Annotated in this window: 17 protein-coding genes; 8 read left to right on the plus strand and 9 right to left on the minus strand. The window is 59.6% G+C overall.

Annotation, left to right across the window (positions count from 1 at the left end):
• The first annotated feature begins 63 nt into the window (after positions 1-63).
• On the plus strand, positions 64-1,494 hold the full coding sequence (locus tag AC1DNI_RS19365) for a basic amino acid/polyamine antiporter (protein ID WP_477693048.1): 1,431 nt from the start codon (positions 64-66) through the stop codon (positions 1,492-1,494).
• Positions 1,495-1,552: 58 nt separating this feature from the next.
• Here the strand turns inward: AC1DNI_RS19365 and arcA are convergent, their stop codons facing one another.
• Complete coding sequence (gene arcA / locus AC1DNI_RS19370) at positions 1,553-2,815, minus strand: arginine deiminase (RefSeq protein ID WP_091951636.1); 1,263 nt, start codon at positions 2,813-2,815, stop codon at positions 1,553-1,555.
• Between the two features lie 21 nt (positions 2,816-2,836).
• Positions 2,837-4,270 (minus strand): basic amino acid/polyamine antiporter, encoded by a 1,434-nt coding sequence (locus AC1DNI_RS19375; RefSeq protein ID WP_477693049.1) that lies wholly within the window; start codon positions 4,268-4,270, stop codon positions 2,837-2,839.
• A 525-nt stretch (positions 4,271-4,795) separates the two neighbouring features.
• On the opposite strand from AC1DNI_RS19375, the gene AC1DNI_RS19380 reads away from it, so the two are divergent.
• From AC1DNI_RS19380 to AC1DNI_RS19405, 6 genes are all read left to right on the plus strand, one after another.
• Complete coding sequence (locus tag AC1DNI_RS19380) at positions 4,796-5,908, plus strand: efflux RND transporter periplasmic adaptor subunit (RefSeq protein WP_477693050.1); 1,113 nt, start codon at positions 4,796-4,798, stop codon at positions 5,906-5,908.
• On the plus strand, positions 5,905-8,982 hold the full coding sequence (locus tag AC1DNI_RS19385) for an efflux RND transporter permease subunit (RefSeq protein ID WP_477693051.1): 3,078 nt from the start codon (positions 5,905-5,907) through the stop codon (positions 8,980-8,982). Before AC1DNI_RS19380 ends, AC1DNI_RS19385 begins: the two co-directional genes overlap by 4 nt.
• Before the next feature lie 294 nt (positions 8,983-9,276).
• Positions 9,277-10,470: a helix-turn-helix domain-containing protein gene (locus AC1DNI_RS19390; protein WP_477693052.1), complete on the plus strand. Its 1,194-nt coding sequence runs from the start codon at positions 9,277-9,279 to the stop codon at positions 10,468-10,470.
• Between the two features lie 25 nt (positions 10,471-10,495).
• Positions 10,496-10,621, plus strand: coding sequence for a hypothetical protein (locus AC1DNI_RS19395; protein ID WP_280139098.1), 126 nt, complete (start codon positions 10,496-10,498; stop codon positions 10,619-10,621).
• Positions 10,622-10,652: 31 nt separating this feature from the next.
• Entirely contained in the window at positions 10,653-11,159 is a 507-nt protein-coding gene (locus AC1DNI_RS19400) for a hypothetical protein (RefSeq protein ID WP_477693053.1), read from the plus strand.
• A 72-nt stretch (positions 11,160-11,231) separates the two neighbouring features.
• On the plus strand, positions 11,232-12,386 hold the full coding sequence (locus AC1DNI_RS19405) for an alpha/beta hydrolase (protein WP_477693054.1): 1,155 nt from the start codon (positions 11,232-11,234) through the stop codon (positions 12,384-12,386).
• 36 nt (positions 12,387-12,422) lie between these two features.
• On the opposite strand, the gene AC1DNI_RS19410 is transcribed toward AC1DNI_RS19405, so the two are convergent.
• The 7 genes from AC1DNI_RS19410 to AC1DNI_RS19440 form a co-directional block, all read right to left on the minus strand.
• Complete coding sequence (locus AC1DNI_RS19410) at positions 12,423-12,848, minus strand: DoxX family membrane protein (protein WP_477693055.1); 426 nt, start codon at positions 12,846-12,848, stop codon at positions 12,423-12,425.
• A gap of 142 nt (positions 12,849-12,990) precedes the next feature.
• Positions 12,991-13,764, minus strand: coding sequence for an amino acid ABC transporter ATP-binding protein (locus AC1DNI_RS19415; protein ID WP_477693056.1), 774 nt, complete (start codon positions 13,762-13,764; stop codon positions 12,991-12,993).
• A gap of 1 nt (position 13,765) precedes the next feature.
• Positions 13,766-14,428, minus strand: a complete 663-nt coding sequence (locus AC1DNI_RS19420; protein ID WP_027232773.1) for an amino acid ABC transporter permease — start codon at positions 14,426-14,428, stop codon at positions 13,766-13,768.
• The gene (locus tag AC1DNI_RS19425) at positions 14,428-15,075 is read right to left on the minus strand and encodes an amino acid ABC transporter permease (RefSeq protein WP_091951650.1); all 648 of its coding nucleotides are present in this window, start codon (positions 15,073-15,075) and stop codon (positions 14,428-14,430) included. The genes AC1DNI_RS19420 and AC1DNI_RS19425 overlap by 1 nt, the downstream gene beginning before the upstream one ends.
• Before the next feature lie 54 nt (positions 15,076-15,129).
• Positions 15,130-15,948, minus strand: coding sequence for a transporter substrate-binding domain-containing protein (locus AC1DNI_RS19430; RefSeq protein ID WP_091951652.1), 819 nt, complete (start codon positions 15,946-15,948; stop codon positions 15,130-15,132).
• Between the two features lie 440 nt (positions 15,949-16,388).
• Entirely contained in the window at positions 16,389-17,543 is a 1,155-nt protein-coding gene (locus tag AC1DNI_RS19435; RefSeq protein WP_477693057.1) for an acyl-CoA dehydrogenase family protein, read from the minus strand.
• Positions 17,540-18,691 carry a CaiB/BaiF CoA transferase family protein gene (locus AC1DNI_RS19440; RefSeq protein WP_477693058.1) on the minus strand — a complete coding sequence of 384 codons (1,152 nt, stop codon included), beginning with the start codon at positions 18,689-18,691 and terminating at the stop codon, positions 17,540-17,542. The genes AC1DNI_RS19435 and AC1DNI_RS19440 overlap by 4 nt, the downstream gene beginning before the upstream one ends.
• Before the next feature lie 207 nt (positions 18,692-18,898).
• On the opposite strand from AC1DNI_RS19440, the gene AC1DNI_RS19445 reads away from it, so the two are divergent.
• The gene (locus AC1DNI_RS19445; RefSeq protein WP_477693059.1) at positions 18,899-19,609 is read left to right on the plus strand and encodes a GntR family transcriptional regulator; all 711 of its coding nucleotides are present in this window, start codon (positions 18,899-18,901) and stop codon (positions 19,607-19,609) included.
• Positions 19,610-19,686: the final 77 nt, after the last annotated feature.

Here is a 19,686-nt window from a genome sequence, read left to right on the forward strand (position 1 = left end):
GGTTGCGGGGCCGTCTGGCGGCCGGCACGATTCGGCGAAATCAGCATCTGCTTGTGGGGCGAAATGGCATCGACATCCGAGATAAAATTCTCCGTATGGGCACTGATGGCCATGGTGGTCGGATCGATGGTCGGCGCCGGCATCTTCTCCCTGCCCCAAGGCTTCGGCCGCGTCACAGGGCCTTTCGGCGCACTGATCGCCTGGTCGATCGCCGGCGTCGGAATGCTCATGCTGGCCTTCGTGTTCCAGGTCCTTTCCCGCCGAAAACCGGACCTTGATGCCGGCATCTACGCATATGCCAAGGCCGGCTTCGGCAATTATCTCGGCTTCCTGTCGGCCCTCGGCTACTGGTCGGCAGCGTGCCTCGGCAATGTGTCGTATTTCGTGCTGATCAAATCGACGCTCGGCCTGTTCTTTCCGGTCTTCGGCGATGGCAATACGGTCATCGCCGTCGTCGCCTCATCCGTCATCCTGTGGAGTTTTCACACGCTGATCCTGAAGGGTGTGAAGGGGGCGGCGTCGATCAATACGATCGTCACCTTCGCCAAGATCATACCGATCCTTCTATTCATCGTCTTCGTCATCTACGGCTTCAAGGCAGACGTGTTTGCCCTCAATTTCTGGGGCGGCGAAGACGTCAGTTTCAGCAACATCGCCAGTCAGGTGCGCGGCACTATGTTGGTCACGGTCTTCGTGTTCGTCGGCATCGAAGGCGCAAGCGTTTACTCCCGCTACGCGCGCAACCGCAATGATGTCGGCGTGGCCACGGTTGTTGGCTTCCTCGGCGTGCTTTGCCTTCTCGTCCTCGTTACCATCCTGTCCTATGGCGTGATGTTGCGCACCGATCTTGCCCAGTTGCGCAACCCGTCGATGGCGGGCGTGCTCGAGGCGGTGGTCGGACCCTGGGGCGCGATATTCGTCAGCTTCGGCCTGCTGATTTCGGTTCTCGGCGCGTATCTGTCGTGGGTGCTTCTGGCCGCAGAAATTCTCTTCTCTGCCTCGAAATACGAGACGATGCCGCGGTTTCTCTCCCATGAAAACAAGAATGGTGTGCCGTCGCACGCACTCTGGCTGACCAATATCATCGTGCAGTCGTTTCTGATCATCACGCTTTTCACTGAATATGCGTTTCGCCTCGCGATCGAATTGACGAGTTCGATGATCCTTATCCCCTATCTGCTCGTGGCAGCCTATGGGTTCAAGCTTGCCTGGACAGAAGAAACCTATGACCGCGATCCCGCCGGCCACCGGACGGACCTGATCAGGGGCTTGGTTGCGCTCGTCTATACTTCAGGTCTCATCTATGCCGCCGGCGCCAAGCATCTTCTGCTCTCGCTTGTACTCTACGGCCCGGGCACGATCCTTTTCATCATGGCCCGGCGCGAGCAGGGCAGGAAGGTCTTTACACCAACAGAAATGATCATGTTCGCCATTGCGGCTCTCGGGGCGGCTATCGCGATTTTCGGCATTGCCACGGGCCGCATCACCATCTGAACCATCTAAAAGGGCCGCTCCAAGCGGCCCCAGGGATAGTTCAGATAGATCCGGCTAATCAATAGTCGACCGGATCGCGGGCGATCGGGCAAGTCATGCAATGGCCGCCGCCCCGGCCACGGCCGAGTTCGGCGCCACTGATGGTGATCACTTCGATGCCTTCCTTGCGCAGCAAGGTATTGGTGTAGGTGTTGCGGTCATAGGCATAAACGACACCCGGCGAAGCGCAAACGAGATTGGCGCCGCTGTCCCACTGCGTGCGTTCACGCATATAGTCGTTGCCGCCCGTCTCGACGACGCGCATCTTCTTGAGGCCGAGCGCATCGCGTACGGTCTCAACGAACGTGCCCTTGTCTTTGTGAAGTTCGACAGTTCCTTCTTTGTCACCGGGGCGATAGGAGAAAGCGTCGATACCATTGACAATATCCGGATAGAGCAGCACGCAATCGCGGTCGGCAAAGGTGAACACCGTATCGAGGTGCATTGCTGCTCGCAGCTTCGGCATGGCCGCAACGATCACGCGCTCGGCCGCACCCTTTTCGAAAAGCTTGGCCGCGAGTTGGCTAATAGCCTGGCGTGAGGTGCGCTCGCTCATACCGATAAGAACATTGCCCTTGCCGATGGGCATGACATCGCCGCCTTCGAGCGTGGCGAGACCCCAATCCTCAGTCGGATCGCCCCACCAGACATTGACCTTGCCGGCAAAGCTCGGATGGAACTTGTAGATCGAGGTCGTTAGAATCGTCTCCTCATGGCGCGCAGGCCAGTAGAGCGGGTTCAAGGTAACGCCGCCATAGATCCAGCAGGTCGTATCACGGGTATAGAGCGTATTGGGCAGCGGCGGCAGCAGATACTCATTGACGCCTGCCGCGTCCCTGACAAGCTTCAGCATCTCGCCGCCATGGGTCTCCGGAAACTCATAGGTGGAAAGGCCGCCGATGAGGGTCTCGGCCAGTTCGCGGTTGGAAAGTCCCTCGAGATAGCTGCGGATCTCGTCCACCAAGCCCAACCCAACCTGATTGACGACAACCTGATTGTCGAGAATCCACTTCTTGCCTTCAGGAACCGCCACGGTTTCAGTAAGGAGATTATGCATTTCCAGCACTTCGATACCCCGATCGCGCATCTTGGTGATGAAATCGAAGTGATCGCGCTTGGCGGTATCGACCCAGAGCACGTCGTCGAAGAGCAAGCTGTCGCAATTACTGGGTGTGAGCCTTTGATGCGCCCGCCCCGGTGCGCATACCATGACCTTACGCAGCTGCCCGACCTCGGAATGGACCCCGAAGTCGCTGGATTGAGTATTTGGAGAAGCTGACATGGTTGTACCTCCCGAGGTAGCTTAAATTGTGATGTAGCCGGATATGAGCCCGATCAGGGCGGCGACGCAGCCAATTGCTGCTGCAGCGAAAATCAGCCAATCGACAGTTGTGTTGAATATTGGCTTGCCGCGCTCACGGCGGGCCCAGAAATAGAGAATGGTTCCCGGCGCGTAGAGCAGCGCCGAAAGGAGAACGAATTTCAGTCCGCCCGCCGCAATCATGAACAGGGTGTAGACAGCGGCTACGCCGGCAATGATCAGATCGCGCTGGCGCTCCTCAGGCTTCTTTTCGTAGCTCTCCCCTCGCCGCGCCAGCATGACGCCATAGGCGGCCACGAAGAGATAGGGTATCAGCGACATGGCGCTGGTCAGGCTCAGCATCAGCGCGAAGGCGTCCCGCGACCAGTAGGTGCTGATGACGAAAAGCTGAACCACGATGTTCGTCAGCCACAGCGCAGCCGCAGGAACCTTGTTTGAATTTTCGGTCCCGAACACCCTTGGCATGTCTTCCTTCTGCGCGGCGATGTAGAGAACTTCCGCACAGACCAGCGACCAGGCGAGATAGGCGCCGAGCACCGAAATGATCACGCCGACGCTGATGAAGATCGCCCCCCAGTGGCCGACGACGGCTTCGAGAACGCCGGCCATCGAGGGCTGTCCCAGAGCCGCGATATCGGCGCGGGCCATGACCGAATAGGGGAGCAGCGACACCAGCACCATAAGGGTGGTGACGCCGATGAAGCCGAGGATGGTGGCTGTACCGACATCCGACCGTTTTGAGGCGTAGCGTGAGTAGTTGCTCGCGCCTTCGATACCGAGGAACACGAAGACGGTGACCAGCATTGTCGCCCGCACCTGATCGAAGATGCGCGAGTCGGGCATGCCGACGCCGCCCCAGAAGTTGGCGCTGAACATGTCGCCCTTGAACATGACGATGAGGATCAGAATGAAGGTGAGGATGGGCACGATCTTCGCGACGGTGACGACCGTGTTGATGAACGCGGCCTGCTGGACGCCTCTCAGGATCGTAAAATGAAACAGCCAGATGCCGATCGATGCGACGACGATGGCGACCACCGTATTGCCATCTCCGAAGACCGGGAAGAACAGGCCAAGCGTGGACTTGATCAGCACCCAGTAGGAGACGTTGCCGATGCAGCTGCCGATCCAGTAACCGAACGCCGAAAGGAAGCCCGGATAATCGCCGAAGCCCGCCTTGGCATAGGCGAAGACACCAGCATCGAGTTCGGGCTTGCGCTCGGCAAGCGACTGGAAAACGCGGGCAAGCATATACATGCCAGTCCCGGCAATGCACCAGGCGATGATCGCCCCGAAGGGACCCGTTGCGTTACCAAACGTGCGCGGTAGCGAGAAAATGCCGGCGCCCACCATCGACCCCACGACCATGGCAGTCAGCGCGAACAATGAGAACTTTTGAGTAGAACCTGAGGCCATGAGTTACCCCCCAAGAATTGGTCAGGTTAGGGGAGCGCAAGGTGTGGCTCCGGCAAAGATTATAGGAGGTTTCAATTCTCTATGTGATCAGCACAGAATCCCACAAATAGGCTGCGCGTCTCTAATTTTGCTGCCGTGCGCGGCTACGTCGGAGTATTGCGTACAAACGCCAGCAAATGCGATCGCGACAACATAAGGATCCCAGCTTCAATGTGCCGGTTTCTGTCGCGCCGAGCATTACCCGGCCCAACGCAGCGCCTTTAAATCTCTGATCTTCATGCAAACTTCCGGTGGGCGAAAATCCCGCATGGTCCTGGGCCACGCTGAGCACTTTACGAGTGCACGTCAACGCCAACCATTCGGACGATAGCTGGAGGCCGCTTCTCGCACTGCGGAAATTGGGATTCCGGGCGGGCATTTGGGATTTCTGACCAATCACAAACGATTGGCAGACGTTATAGTCGAATTGCCCCGCAGACCCATGCTTTGTCCCATTTCACGAGAGTTTCCTGGAGTCCATGAGAAATGCTGGTTTCAGTGAATAAATCGATGCGAAGGGTGCGCGCGCTGGGCGCGTTCATGGGCCTTCTGATGGCAGGTCCAATGCTTGCAGGATGCCGGGACGAAGCCAAGGATGAGCCTCCGGTCATTCGCCCGGTGCGAACGGTTACGGTTGAACAGCGCAAGCTTGGCGACAGCGTCAGCCTTACCGGACATGTAGAGGCCGAGAACCAGGTCTCCTTCGCGTTTCGCCTTGGAGGCCGCATGATCGAACGCCTTGCCAACGTCGGTGACCCGGTCGAACCCGGGAAGATTCTTGCGCGCATGGACCCGCAAAATGAAATCAGCGCGCTGCGCACCGCACAGGCAACCCTCGTCGCCGCCGAGGGGCAACTCGTCAAGACGAGCAATGCATTCGCACGGCAGGAAACGCTGCTTAGGCAGGGCTTCACCACGCGCGCGCAATATGATGCGGCACAGCAGGCGATGCGCGCGGCGCAATCGCAGGTCGACAGTTCGCAGGCGCAGCTGGAAAATGCCGAGGATCGCGTGGGCTTCACCGAGCTCTACGCAGATGCGGCGGGCACCGTGACCGCTGTCGGCGCCGAGCCCGGCGAGGTCGTACAGGCAGGGCAAATGGTGCTGCAGGTTGCGCGCCAAGATGGGCGCGATGCGATATTCGACGTGCCGGCTCAGTTGCTGCGACAGGCGCACGACACAGCGATTGTCGAGGTTGCGCTGACCGACGATCCGACGGTAAAGGCCACCGGACGAGTGCGCGAAGTGGCGCCGCAGGCCGATCCGACGACGCGGACCTTCAGGGTGCGCGTCGGCCTCAGCGACACGCCCGCTGCCATGCGCCTTGGATCGACCGTGACGGGCCGTGTGACGGTGGATTCATCGCCTGAGATCGCGATACCAGCAACGGCCCTCACCAAGTTCAACAGCCAGCCTGCGGTCTGGATTGTCGACCAGGAGAAGAAGACTGTGTCGACGCGCAATGTCGAAGTGGTTCGCTTCGATCCCGCTACCGTCATCATTTCGCAGGGCCTCACCCCCGGTGAGGTCGTCGTGACGGCCGGCGTCCAGGCTTTGCATGACGGCCAGGAAGTGCGTCTACTCGGATCCACCCAATGAACGGCTTCAATCTTTCCGCCTGGGCGCTGAAGAGCCGCTCGCTCGTGATCTATGCGATGATTGCCGTCGTCGTTGCCGGCGTATTCGCCTTCATCAATCTTGGCCGCAACGAGGACCCAGCCTTTACCATCAAGACCATGGTCGTCAGGGCCGGCTGGCCCGGGGCAACCCTCGACGATACGCTGAAACAGGTGACCGAACGGCTCGAGCGCAAGCTGCAGGAAATACCCGAAGTCGATTTCCTGCGCAGCTTTACCAATGCGGGCGTCACGACCATCTTCGTCAACCTCAAGGACGCAACGACGGCGGCCGAAGTTCCCGATGTCTGGTATCAGGTACGAAAGAGCATCGGCGACATTCGCCCGACCTTGCCGGCGGGTATCGTCGGCCCCGGATTCGACGATGATTTCGGCGATACGTTCGGCATCATCTACGGTTTCACGGCAGACGGCTTTACCCAGCGCGAACTCGCCGACTATGTCGATGAGGCGCGCTCGCGCCTGCTGCATGTGCCGGACGTATCCAAGATCGACGTGCTCGGCGCACAGCCTGAACGCATCTTCATCGAGTTTTCCACCGAACAAATGGCCGGCCTCGGCATCGACAGGACCGCCGTGATCGCTGCCTTGCAGGCGCAAAATGTGGTCAGTCCTTCGGGTACCCTGCGAACCGCCGACGAGCGCTTGAGCCTGCGCGTCAGCGGCGCCTTTGATTCCGAAGAGGACCTTCGCAACCTGAATTTCGTCGCAAATGGCAGGCTGATCCGGCTGCGCGACATCGCTGAAATTCACCGCGCATATGCGGACCCGCCGCAGCCGATGTTCCGGGTGAACGGCAAGCCTGCCATGGGTCTTGCGATATCGATGCGCGAAGGAGGCGATATTCTCGCGCTCGGCCACAACATTACCGCGGCGATGAAAGAGATCACCGCGAACATGCCGATCGGCATCGAAACGACGCTCGTCGCCAATCAACCGCAGGTGGTCGATGACGCAATCGGGGAGTTCACGGAATCGCTCTGGCAGGCGATCGTCATCATAATGGCCGTCAGTTTCATCAGCTTGGGCATACGGGCGGGAACCGTCGTCGCCCTCGCGATACCGCTATCGCTGGCGATGGTCTTTGCGGTGATGCAGATCCTCGGGATCGATCTGCAGCGCGTCTCCCTTGGCGCCCTGATCATCGCGCTCAGCCTGCTCGTCGACGATGCCATGACGACGGTCGATTCCATGACGACGCGGCTCGCACTCGGCGATGAAAAGGAAGAGGCCGCGAGCTTCACGTTCCGGACGCTCGCTGCCGCCATGCTTGCCGGCACCCTGGTCACCGCAACCGGCTTCGTGCCGATCGGCTTTGCGCGCAGTTCAGCCGGCGAATATACATTCTCGATCTTTGCCGTCGTGAGTATCGCACTGGTCGTATCCTGGCTTGGCGCCGTGATCTTCTCTCCGCTCCTCGGCGTTGCGTTGCTGAAGAAGCCCAACAAGATCGAGACCGGAAAGCCCTCCATCATTCTTCGCTTCTTCCGCAGCCTGCTTGTCGGCGCGCTGCGTATGCGCTGGCTGACGATCGGCATCACGCTTGCATGTTTCGTGCTCGCCCTTTTGGCGCTTCCGCTGGTGCCGCGGCAGTTCTTTCCTTCGTCCGACCGTCCTGAGCTGCTTGTCGATATAAGGCTGCCGCAGAACGCGTCCATCGAGGCGAGCCAGAAGGCATCGGACCAACTTGACGCGCTCCTCAGGGACGATCCGGACGTGGCACATTGGAGCACCAATGTCGGGCGCGGCGCGATCCGCTTTTACCTGCCGCTCAACGTCGAATTGCCCAATGAATTTTTCTCGCAAGCGGTTGTCGTTGCGAAGGACGTTCCGGGCCGTGAGCGGCTGCGCGCGCGACTTGAACAGGAATTGGCTGAAAAGGTGCCAAGCGCCATTTCGCGTGTCTCGCTGCTCGAACTCGGTCCGCCAGTTGGTTGGCCGGTGCAATATCGCGTGAGCGGCCCTGATGCCAACGAGGTCCGAGAGATTGCTCAGCGCCTGGCACAGGTCATGGGCGCCAATTCGCAGCTCAACCGCATCAATTTCGACTGGATCGAACCCGCCCGCTCCATCCGCGTCCATATCGATCAGGATCAGGCGCGCCTCCTGGGCCTGAGTTCGCAGGCGCTGGCGACGGCGCTCAATACCGTCGTGTCCGGAATGGCGGTCACGCAGGTGCGCGATGATATCTATCTGGTCGACGTCGTCGTGCGCTCGACCGACGAGCAGCGCGTATCGCTCGACAATCTGCGCACGTTGCAGTTCCCGCTTCCCAATGGCCGTACTGTACCGCTCAGCCAGTTCGCGACCTTTGAAGTCGACCAGGAGTTCCCGGTGATCTGGCGGCGCGACCGCGTGCCGACACTCACCGTGCAGGCGGATGTAACGGCGGGCGGTTCGCCGGAGGCGATCGTCCAGGCCATGGAACCGGAAATCGACAAACTCAACGCCACCTTGCCGGTTCCATATCGCATCGTCGCAGGCGGCACCGTGGAGGAAAGCGCCAAGTCGCAGGCGTCCGTGATTGCCGTTGTACCGATCATGCTGTTCCTGATGATCACCATACTCATGGTGCAACTGAAGAGCTTTAGCCGCCTGTTCCTAGTGATGAGCGTTGTTCCGATGGGATTGATCGGTGTCGTCGGTTCGCTCTTCATCTTCAACCGGCCCTTAGGCTTTGTCGCCATTCTTGGTATCCTGTCGCTGCTCGGGCTTATCGCCAAGAATGCCGTCATACTCATCGAACAGATCGAGACGGAGCGGGCCAAGGGAACGGATGTGTGGAATGCCGTCATCGACGCCACGGTGTCGCGCTTCCGCCCGATCATGCTCACCGCGATATCCACCGTGCTCGGCATGATTCCGATTGCCTGGACCATCTTCTGGGGGCCGATGGCAATTGCGATTATGGGCGGCTTGCTGGTGGCGACCGTTCTTACCTTGATCTTCCTGCCGGCCCTCTATGTGGCCTCGTTCCGCGTCAAGGAACCGACAACCGATCAACCTTCTCGCCAACCTGCCCCAAGCCCAGCATAGATCGCATGAAAGGATGCGGTCATGGATGGCCGTATTGTGGTCGGCAAAGTTCTTTGACAACTCCGGCAAAGCTTTGGCTAACAACCGACACTTGTCGGGAGGAGATCGTCAGTCGTGCAACCCGTTTGGTAACAGTTACGTACTGAACAGACGATAGAGGTTGTGCCATACTATTCAAGACGAGCATTCGTAACTGCGTGATTTGTCACTTCGGGGAATTTTTGGGGTAGCAATGCCAGCATTTTCTTCAGCAAGAACGGATCGAACCAGTTTGCCCGGTACGGATAGCGATGCATGGGCAAAGGTTTTCACTCGATTGTTGCGGCGCATGGTGACGGCATGAACGCCCATGACCACACCACACCGTCTGAAGCGTCGCTTGATCACAACTTTGCCCAAGCGGCCGCGATATCTCCTATCGACTGCCCTCCATTGCCTTCGAAGCGGCCTCCCTACCCGACGACGATACCCGCGTTCAAGTTCGACACCCGGGGCGTGCCGCTTGACGATCAATATGAATCCTGGCGCAAGAGTTTCTCCTCCATGCTGGAGTTCGGCGACCGCAGGGACACGTCGAACGGCTTTGACGGCAGGCAAACCGTCTGGGATCTCGGCAATCTCGCCTTTTCCAGGATCAGGACCAACGCACTCGAATTTGCGAGCGTTCCCGGTCATACGAGGCGGGAAGCGCTCGATCACTGGACAATGACACTTCCGCTCGACGGAGCGATAAGCACCCTCGGTCCGGCAGGCAGTTTTGCAGGCGGCGCGGGCATCGTGCAGATCCATTCGCTCGGACGTTGGTTCGAAGGCAATGTAACGGACAGCGATATGCTGATGCTTTTCGTTCCGCGCGACTTCGACCCGGACGTCGCCCATGCGCTCAGCGCCGCGGAATTTTCCTCCGTCGACACAGCGATGGGCCGGTTGCTCGCCGATTACTTCATTGGCCTGGCCAAGCGGCTGCCGGGGGTCGAGGCGGAGAATATTCCAGAACTGGTGGGCGCTACGCGCGCGATGATCAGGGCTTGCGTCATGCCTTCGCCCGGAACAATCGAGGAGGCGCAGGCGCCGATCACGCGCGTTCTTCTCGAAAAGGCGCGCAGTATCGTAAACGCCAGATTGTTTGACCCGTCGTTCAATGCCGAAGCACTGCGGCGCGATCTCGCAATCTCGCGGACCGGGCTTTACCGGATGTTCGAACCTTTCGGCGGCGTCATGCACTACGTCCAGCACCAACGGCTGCTCGATGCGCATGCGGCACTGGCGGATCCGAATGACAAGCGCCGCATCGTCGAAATTGCGGAGCAGCGTTGCTTCAGCGACGGCGCGGAATTCAGCCGGGCATTCAAGCGGGAATTCGGTTACACACCCACGGAGGTGCGCGCCGGACGCAAGAGCGGGATACCGCGCAGGTCGGCAAGCGAAATCACCAGTGCTGCTCCCGAAGAACGTCTCGGTCTTCTCCTGCGCAAGCTCCACGGTTGATCTGCAACAATTGATGAGGTTTTCGATGCGTCATGAAGATGTGGACGAACGATTGAGAAAACTCGGCGTGAATGTCGGTCCCTTCACCTTCACTGTATTGTTCCTGATCGGCGTCATCGTTGCGGCGGGTCTTGGCTGGCTCTTGTACTAGTCTCGCCCGCTGGCTGGAGGTATTGACTACGATGTTTGATAGCGACGACTGGAAACTGGCGATTGAGGATACGCGGTTTCGGCAAAATGCCATCGTCGCCCTCATTCATTCGAGCAACAATCAGGCCTTGGGGCTTCTGCGGCTGTTTTCCGTCATTGCCCTTGCCACCGCGACCGGGGCGGTTACGTCACTTGCCGCAGGCGAATTCTCACCGGCGGTTGGCTGGGAGCTTGCATCCCTGACATTGGTTCTTGTCTGGTCGTCATGGCAGTGTTTCCGGGCCCTCGAAGTCGGGGATATCGACCTGCCGGGTCGCGATGCCGAATTCTGGTTGCGTGCGGCGGATGCGGGAGACGACCGGCCTGCCTTTTCACGGCACTATCTCGAAGGGTTCAGGGAACGCTACCGGACCAACCGGAGGGTAAGCGAGCGTCAGGCACGCGCGCTGAGGAGAGCAAAACTTGGAGGAATAATTGCGCCCCTCATCGGCATCGCCGTGGGCTTGATCCTCGCCTTCTTCCAAATACACTATGCTTGAACTCTCGCGCGCTCACTGTGTCATGGTCGTGATGGCGAATTGGATACCCACTCAGTGCTCAGTCGAAGCGTATTGATCCTCCGTGCAATCCTGCTGATGCTCGTCGCCGGCGGCATTGCGGCATGCGCCTCGCCGGCACGCGGTGTTCTCGCGCCCGTGGCTGCGCCATCGCCCGACACGGCAAAGGTTGATATCCTTGTGGCCACGACCCGCGCGCCAACGACGCAGAAAGGGGTCTTCTTCAGCGGCGAGCGCGGCAGCGATTTGAGCCTGGCCAATGTCGTGGTTTCAATTCCGCCGAACCGTCAACCCGGCACAATCCAGTGGCCGCGCCGGCTTCCTGGCGATCCTGAGCGGAGTTTTGTAACGACAGCGGTGAACCCGATCAAGATCGGAGATATTCGTACCTGGTACCGATCGCATGCGGTAAGCGACAGGCGCGTATTGATCTTCGTTCACGGCTTCAACACCCGGTTCGAGGATTCGGTGTTTCGCTTCGCGCAGATTGTTCACGACTCGCGCGCGGAGGTCACCCCGGTCCTGTTTTCCTGGCCATCGCGCGGGGCTCTGCTCGATTACAATTACGATCGAGAAAGTACCAATTTTTCCCGCTCCGAACTGGTCTATGTCATTCAGCAGGCGGTAAAAAGCCCCGATGTCTCCGAAATCACGATCGTCGGTCATTCGATGGGAAGTTGGCCGGTGATGGAAGCACTGCGCGATATATCGATGCAGAACAAGCGCATATCGCCCAAGATCACCGACGTCATCCTTGCCTCGCCGGATCTCGATATCGACGTTTTCCGCAAGCAGCTCACGGATATCGGCCAGGAACGGCCGCATATCTCAATATTCGTTTCGGCGAACGACAGGGCTCTGCGCCTTTCGAGGTTGATATCCGGCCAGGTCACGCGCGTAGGGGGCGTGGATCTTACCGACGCGGCCTACAAGGCCCAGCTGGAAAAGGCGACCGGCATTACGGTCTATGACCTTACTCAACTGCGCGACGGCGACAGTCTCAACCACACCCAGTTTGCAACGAGCCCCGAGGTCGTCCGCCTCTTCGGCGAACGGCTGTTGCGAGGACAATCGCTTTCCGATGCCGACCCGAATGGGTCCGGAAATTTTGGCGCCACCGCAATCGAGGCCGGCCAGACCATCGGCACCGTGACAGGCGCTGCGCTGAGCGCGCCCATCCGCATTTTCGAGAGCGCCGTGCGGCGCTGACACGCGGCTATCGGCTGTCGGTAGTTTAATCCGGCACTATCGCCGAAGCCATTCCTTCTTGATCGCCAATACCCGTCCGGGTCCGTGCGCTGCCGCAAAGAGCAGACCGGCAGCAAACGTGAAATGGTCGATGAAGAATCCGAACTCGGCCTGGTTTCCCGCCCAGTGTGACGGTCCGTGAAATGCAAATGCCAGAAACAGAACGTAGGCGGCAGCTACAAGTGCTGCTTCGGAGAAATAGGCGCCGGTCAGGAAGCATGCGACGAGAGCAAGCTCAAGCAGCGCAGCAAGCCACGCCAACAGGGTGGGAAACGGAAATCCGGCCCCCGCGATATACGTGGCCGTTCCGCCGATATCCATCAACTTGAAGCTCACGGCCATGATGAAGACGAGCGCGAAGATAAGTCGCCCCACCAGAATCGCCGCCGTCGTCCATCCCGCATTGCCTGTTGCCGTTGTCATACTGGTCCTCCTGAAGCAAAGTCTCGAAGCTTTCGCTGCAAGGACGAGTGCTGCGGACCATTTCCGACACCACGCGGGCAATTTTCTTTTTTGAAGCCGATCTGTACCTGAATGGGATCCGGCAGCTTATGGACCTTGACGATCAGAAGCTGTTGCGCTCGTGATAAGTACGCAGGAAAGACTGGATACGCGCATCCTGGGGATGATGCAGGATGCGGTCGGGGCTATCGACGCCCACGAGTTCGCCCTTTTCCATGAATCCGACCTGATCGGCGACGTGTGCGGCGAAACCCATTTCGTGGGTAACGACCACCATCGTCATCCCCTCCCCAGCCAGTGTCCTCATGACGCTCAGCACCTCGCCCACCAGCTCCGGGTCGAGTGCGGACGTCGGCTCGTCGAAGAGCATGAGCCTCGGTTCCATGGCGATGGCGCGGGCAATTGCAACGCGTTGTTGCTGTCCGCCGGAGAGCCGCGAAGGATGGTTTGCCATCTTGTCCGCCAGCCCCACCTTGGCCAACGCCTCCACGGCGCGCCGCTCGGCGTCGGCCTTGGACATGCGGCGCACGCGGATCAGCCCCTCGGCGACGTTCTCCTTGGCAGTCATATGCGGCCAGAGATTGAACTGCTGGAACACCATGCCGATCGAGCGGCGCATCTCGCGGAGCTTGCGGCCCGACATCTTCTTGTTGGGCGCCTCATAGCCAATCAACTGGCCGTCAATGCGGACTTCGCCGGAATCGTATTCTTCAAGGAAATTGATGCAGCGGAGCAGCGTCGACTTGCCGGAACCGGAAGGTCCGATGAGACAGGTGACCTTGCCGGGCATAATCGACAGGTCGACATCCTTCAGCGCCTGAAACTTGCCGTAGAATTTGTTGACCTTACGCATTTCGACGGATGACGCTGCAAGCATCTTACGTCCTTTCAATCAGATGTTTCGTGATACGCGCTTCCAGTCTGTGGCCGACGCGCGAGATCGTCTCTACTAAGCCCCAGAAGAACAGCGCCAGCACCAGGTTTGCCTCGACATACCGGAAGGTTTCCGCGGACATGCGCTGCACCTGGTACAGCAATTCGGGAACCGTGATGATCGACAGAATCACGGTTTCCTTGGTCAGGATGATCGAAAAGTTCACCAGCGCCGGCAAGGCGGAGACCAAGCCGAGGGGCAGCAGGATACGCCGCACAATATGGCCTTCGGCCATGCCGATGGCGCGGGCGGCTTCGATCTGCCCATCGGGCACTGCCCGGAATCCCGAACGGAATATTTCCGCGAAATAGGGGCTGCCATAGATTGTCAGCCCAAGCAGGCCGGCCGGCAGGGCATCGAGGCGCAGGCCGATGAGTGGGCCACCGTAATAAAGCACGAATAATTGCACAAGGAACGGTGTGCCGCGGATAACTTCGATATAGACCTGGATGATCCACGTCACCCAGCGCGGTGCATAGCGTTGAATGAGCGCAATGACGAGGCCAAGCGCCATGCCGAAGACGGTGCCAAGCGCCCAGCAGACGATGGTATTGGCGAACCCCTTGAGCAGCGACGGGCCATATTGCTGCAACATGCTCCAATCCATCAGACGGCCGTCCTGTGTTCGAGGTAACGTCCGAGCGCCGCGAGGCACAAATTGATCACGAGATAAATGCAGGCGGCGGCGATGTAGACCTCAAGCGGCCGGAAGGTGGTAGCGGCCTGCGCCTGGCTGGCGCGGGTAATTTCAAGAATACCGACAACCGAGACCAGCGAGGACGCCTTCACCAGAAGAATAAGTTCGTTGATCAATGCCGGCAGCGAAAGCGTCACGGCTTGCGGGAGAATGACCCGGATCCATACGTCGAATGGCGTCATGCCGATGGCGACCGCCGCCTCTGCCTGTCCCCTCGGCAGCGCCGCAATCGCGCCGCGCCAGATTTCGGAGATATAGGCGCTGGCGCAGATACCGACGGTCACGACGGCAGCGACCATTGCAGGAACGTCGAGGCCAATGACCGGCAACGCGTAGTAGAACACCAGCAATTGCACCAGGAGCGGCACGCCGCGCAGGAAACTGACCCAGATGGCTGCAAAGCGGCGCAGCATCGGGTAAGGCGACAGGCGAGCTGCGCAGACCAGCGTGCCGATCACAAGACCCAGTCCGATACCGAGTATAGAGATCAGCAGCGTGTATCGCGCCGCCCACAACAACGGCTCGAAGCTTTGAAGGAAAACCGCTAAGGAAAACATCCGCCCTCACTTGACCCAAGATGTGCGGGCGGAGCTGACTCCGCCCGCCGCAAATTACTTGGTCGGAACCTCACGCGGCAGTTCGGTGTAGGTGCCGAGCCACTTCTCCTGGATCGCCTTGACGCGGCCGTCATCGGTCATCTTGAGCACCGCATCGTTGATGGCCTTGTTGAAGCTTTCGCTGTCGGCATCCTTGCGCAGCACCCATGCGAAATACTTCGGCTCACCGAACTGGGCAGGAGTGAAGAGAGCAAAACTCTCAGGACGGCTCTTCACGAGATAGGTAAGGTTCGGAAGCGAGCCCGCAACCGCATCGAGACGGCCGGCAGCGAGGTCGGCATAGGCTTCGTCGGTGGTGCCGTATTCCTTGATCGTTACACCGCCAAGCTTCTGGCCATAGGCTTCAAGCTGCTTGAATTGCGCGGTACCCTGCTGGACGCCGACGGTCTTGCCCTTGATGTCTTCCGGCTTGGTGAGTTCGGTGTTGCTCGCAGCCTTCAGCAGCGAAACGGTGGCATCGGCAATAGGTAGGGTGAAGCCGTAGCGCTCGAGCCGCTCCGGGGTGATGGTAACGGGGGCGATCACGATGTCGAACTTCTTGACTTCAAGACCCGGGAGCTCGGCGGTCCACGGGATATCCTGGTAGACCGGCTCGACCCCGATTTCCTTGGCAACCTGGTCGAACAGGTCCTTGGTCATGCCCTCATACGTGCCGTTGTTGAGCATGTCGAAGGGTGCATAGTGCATGTCGGTGGCGGTGACGATCTTGCCCGCGGCCTTGACGTCCGCAAGCTGGTCCGCCTCGGCGGCGCTGGCAAGACAGAGTGCGGCCAAGCCGACAAGCGCCCCTTTGAAGGTGATGTGAATGCTCATTTAAGTTCTCCTAGTTGTTCCCACGGGATTGACACGGCGGGCACTTATTGTGTCGCCGTATTTTTTAGATCAGAGAAATGCCTCGCCGATCGAGGCCCTATGTCGCTCCTTGACCGGCTGTTATGTTCACGTTGGCCAAAGCGCAACGGATCACGCTTTTCGCCAGATTATTCCACAGCGCAGGAGTCCACCGCCGCCCGGTATCTTCCGCTTCGCTGCGCAACCTTACCATGCCAGAATGCAACGAAAAGTACTCAATAAGCGGATTCGGCAAAGCAGCAGGACCGCCGTCTGGCCCGTCACCACCGGATAGGAACCGGCCGTTCGGCGCGACGAGCGGAGGCATTACACTCCGCCGGTTCTTGCCGCTTCTTCCCATGGCGCTCGCTGGGAAAACATTGGATGCATTGCGCTTTGACTGATGCACGGGTCGCCTTCGGTCAGTTCAGCATATGGCCGGAAATGATAATGCGCTGGATTTCACTCGAGCCTTCGTAGATCCGCATGATCCGAAGATCGCGATTGATCCGTTCGATGGGGAAATCACGCGTATATCCATAACCTCCATGCAGTTGCAGCGCGATATCCGCAATGCGGCCCGCAGCTTCTGATGCGTGCAACTTGGCCATGGAGGCTGCGAGCGAAAACCGCCCGCCGCCTGCATGCGCCAGATCCCGTTGTCGCGCCGCGTCCTGCGCAACGAGCAACGCCGAGCGATAGGCCAAACCCATATCGGCGATCATCCAGCGTATGCCCTGCCGGTCACTCAGTGGCTGCCCACCGATGACACGCTCCTTAGCGTAAGCGATCGCAGCTTGCATTGCAGCCTCGGCCATGCCGAGGCATTGCGCGGCAACCTCGATACGGCCATTGTCAAGCACTTGCATGGCCGTGCGAAAACCCTTGCCTTCCTCCCCCAACAGCGCATCGGACGGCAGCTCGCAGTCGATGTTCAGTGTGAAGACATGGCCGCCCTTGAGACCCATTGTCCTTTCAGCCACACCAGCTTCAAGCCCCGGCGTCCCCTTGGGGAGGATAAAGGCTGAAATGCCGCGATGTCCCTTTTCCGGATCGGTCACGGCATAGAGAACAATGAAATCTGCAACGCCGCCATTGGAGATGAAGCATTTCGTGCCTTTGACATGCCAACCCGCACTCGTGCGGCGCGCCCGAGTCTTCATGTCGGCAGGATCGGATCCGGCAGTGGGTTCGGTCAGCGCGAACGATCCCAAAGCCTCGCCCGTTGCCGCCTTGGGCAGCCATTTCTGTTTTTGCGCTTCCGTTCCGCCGATGAGGATGGAGTCGGTCGCCAGATAGTGCGCGGTCAGCGCCGAAGCAGTGGAACCGCAGGCTCCGGCGACGATCGCCACTGCCCGCAGCAGCGCAGTTGCCGAGATGGAACTCCCGCCATAGGCTTCCGGCAGATTTGCGCCCAGCATTCCGGCTTCGGCCAGAACCGCGAGTTGTTCATGCACGAAGGTAGAGGCTTCGTCGGTTGCCGCCGCTTTCGTCGCAATGCGTTCCGCACACAGCCGCCCAAGCACGTCGCAGAACAGCCGCTCCTCGTCGGACAGCATGTACCATTCATCCGTCATGCGCGCTTCTCCAACCCGAACTCCCGCAGAATTGTTTCGCGATCGCCGCCGAGCCGGGGCGCCGAAGCTGCTGCTAACGGCTTTTCGCCGTCGAAACGAACGGGCTGACCGACTGTCGGCGCCTCCCCCAGCACCGGATGCTGCAGTAGGCTGACCAAGCCACGCGCCGCCGAATGCTCATTCGAAATTGCCTGCGCAATGTCCCAGATCGGGGCAGCCGGCAGACCGGCTGCAGAGAGTGCGGCAATGGCTTCCTCGGTGGTCAGCTCGCGCGACCAGTTTTCGATCAAGGCCTTCAAGGCTGGTTCATGTTCGGTGCGGCTCTCATCTGTAGCAAAACGCTGGTCGTCGACGGCCTGAGGGGCGCCGACAAGTTGAGCAAGCGCGCTAAACTGCCTGGGGTTCAGAACGGTTATCACCACCTGCCCATCGCTGGTGGCAAAGCAGCCAAAGGGCGTCGAGAGCGGATGGCGATTGCCGACGCGTTGCGGCAATAGGCCAGCATAGAGGTGCAGTGCATGGCTGGTCGTCAACACTGAAAACAGGGCGTCATACATGGCGACGTCAAGCGTGGCACCCTTCCCTGTCGAATTGCGTTGCACCAGCGCGGCCATGATGGACCAGCTGGCAAACAATCCGGCGAGCAGATCCGCAATGCTTTCACCGGTTTTGAGCGGACCGCCTCCCTCCTCGCCGGTGCTCGCCATCAGGCCGGACATGGCCTGCACGATGAGGTCATAGGCCGGCAAATCCTTGAATGGTCCCTCCTGGCCAAAGCCGGAGATCGAGCAATAGATAAGCCTGGGGTTCGCCGCCCGCAGCGCCGCGGCGCCCAGCCCCAAGCGCTCGGCCACGCCGGGACGGAAATTCTCGACCACCACGTCTACGCGCTCGGCGAGCATTTGTGCCAGCGCCTGGTCTTCCGGAACCTTGAGGTCCAGAACGATGCTGCGCTTGCCCCGATTGTTGAGAGTAAAAAGTGCGCTTTCACCTTGGCTGAACGGGCCTACATGGCGATAATCATCGCCTGCCGGCGGTTCAAGCTTGATGACCTCGGCGCCAAGATCCGCGAGGAGCGCCGTGCAGTAAGGACCCGCCAACACACGCGACAGATCCAGCACCTTGATCCCCGCCAGCGGCCGGTTCATGCCCGCGCCTCCGACATTGGACGCGCGGCAAAATTGCTGGCTGCCGTATAACGGGAACGGTACATCTGCACTCCTCCATAGCGCGCTGTGACGGAATATGTCTACACATAAGCCCGCAAATATGTCTATACTTATTTTATGGATATGTCTAAACTTGCTCGCATTCCGCTGGATATTCATCGGCGGTAGCAGCCATAGGCGGCAACCATGCGCAAGGCCCAAAGCATCGCTGACGAGGTACGTCGTCGCATTGTCGAACTGAAGTGGCGTGAAGGCGAACGCATACCGGACGAGGCGGATCTGGCGGTCGAGTTCAGCGCCGCGCGGGCGACGGTCAACAAGGCGTTACAAGTGCTCGCCGATGAAGGCCTTCTCGATCGCCGGCGTCGCGCGGGCACGCGGGTGGTGGTCAATCCGGTGCGCAAGGCCACTTTCTCGATTCCCATCGTGCGTGAGCAGGTCGAGGACGCGGGCCTCACCTACAGCCACCGTGTCGTTGCGCAGCGGCTCAGTCCGATTCCCGTACACATCGCGGCACGCCTCGGTCTTCCGGAAGGGGAACGGCTGGTCCATCTCAGGGCGGTGCATTACGCCGACGGCAAACCCTACCAGCTCGAAGACCGCTGGATTAATCCGCACGTCGTGCCAGGACTTGAGCACGCCGGCTTCCGGGATTTGAATGCGAATGAATGGCTGGTGCGCAACGCACCCTACCTGCGGGCTGAGTTCTCGTTTTCAGCTGAGAATGCCGACCGGCGCGATGCGCGATTATTGCAGACGAGGCAGGGCCAGGCATTGTTGATCCTGCATCGCACAACCTGGAATGATCTTGGACCCATTACTACCGTCCGGGTGGCCTTCCAGCCGGACCATAGTTTCAGTGCCGACGAAGGCCGCGATCAAGCGGCCAAAATCTGAGAGACAGCCGGAAGGCTTTCGCAGGCGCTATGCCCGATCCGAATCGGGCTGACTGTGTGTGGGTGGCTGTTAAAAAC

This window comes from Phyllobacterium sp. 01N428 (genome assembly GCF_056399405.1).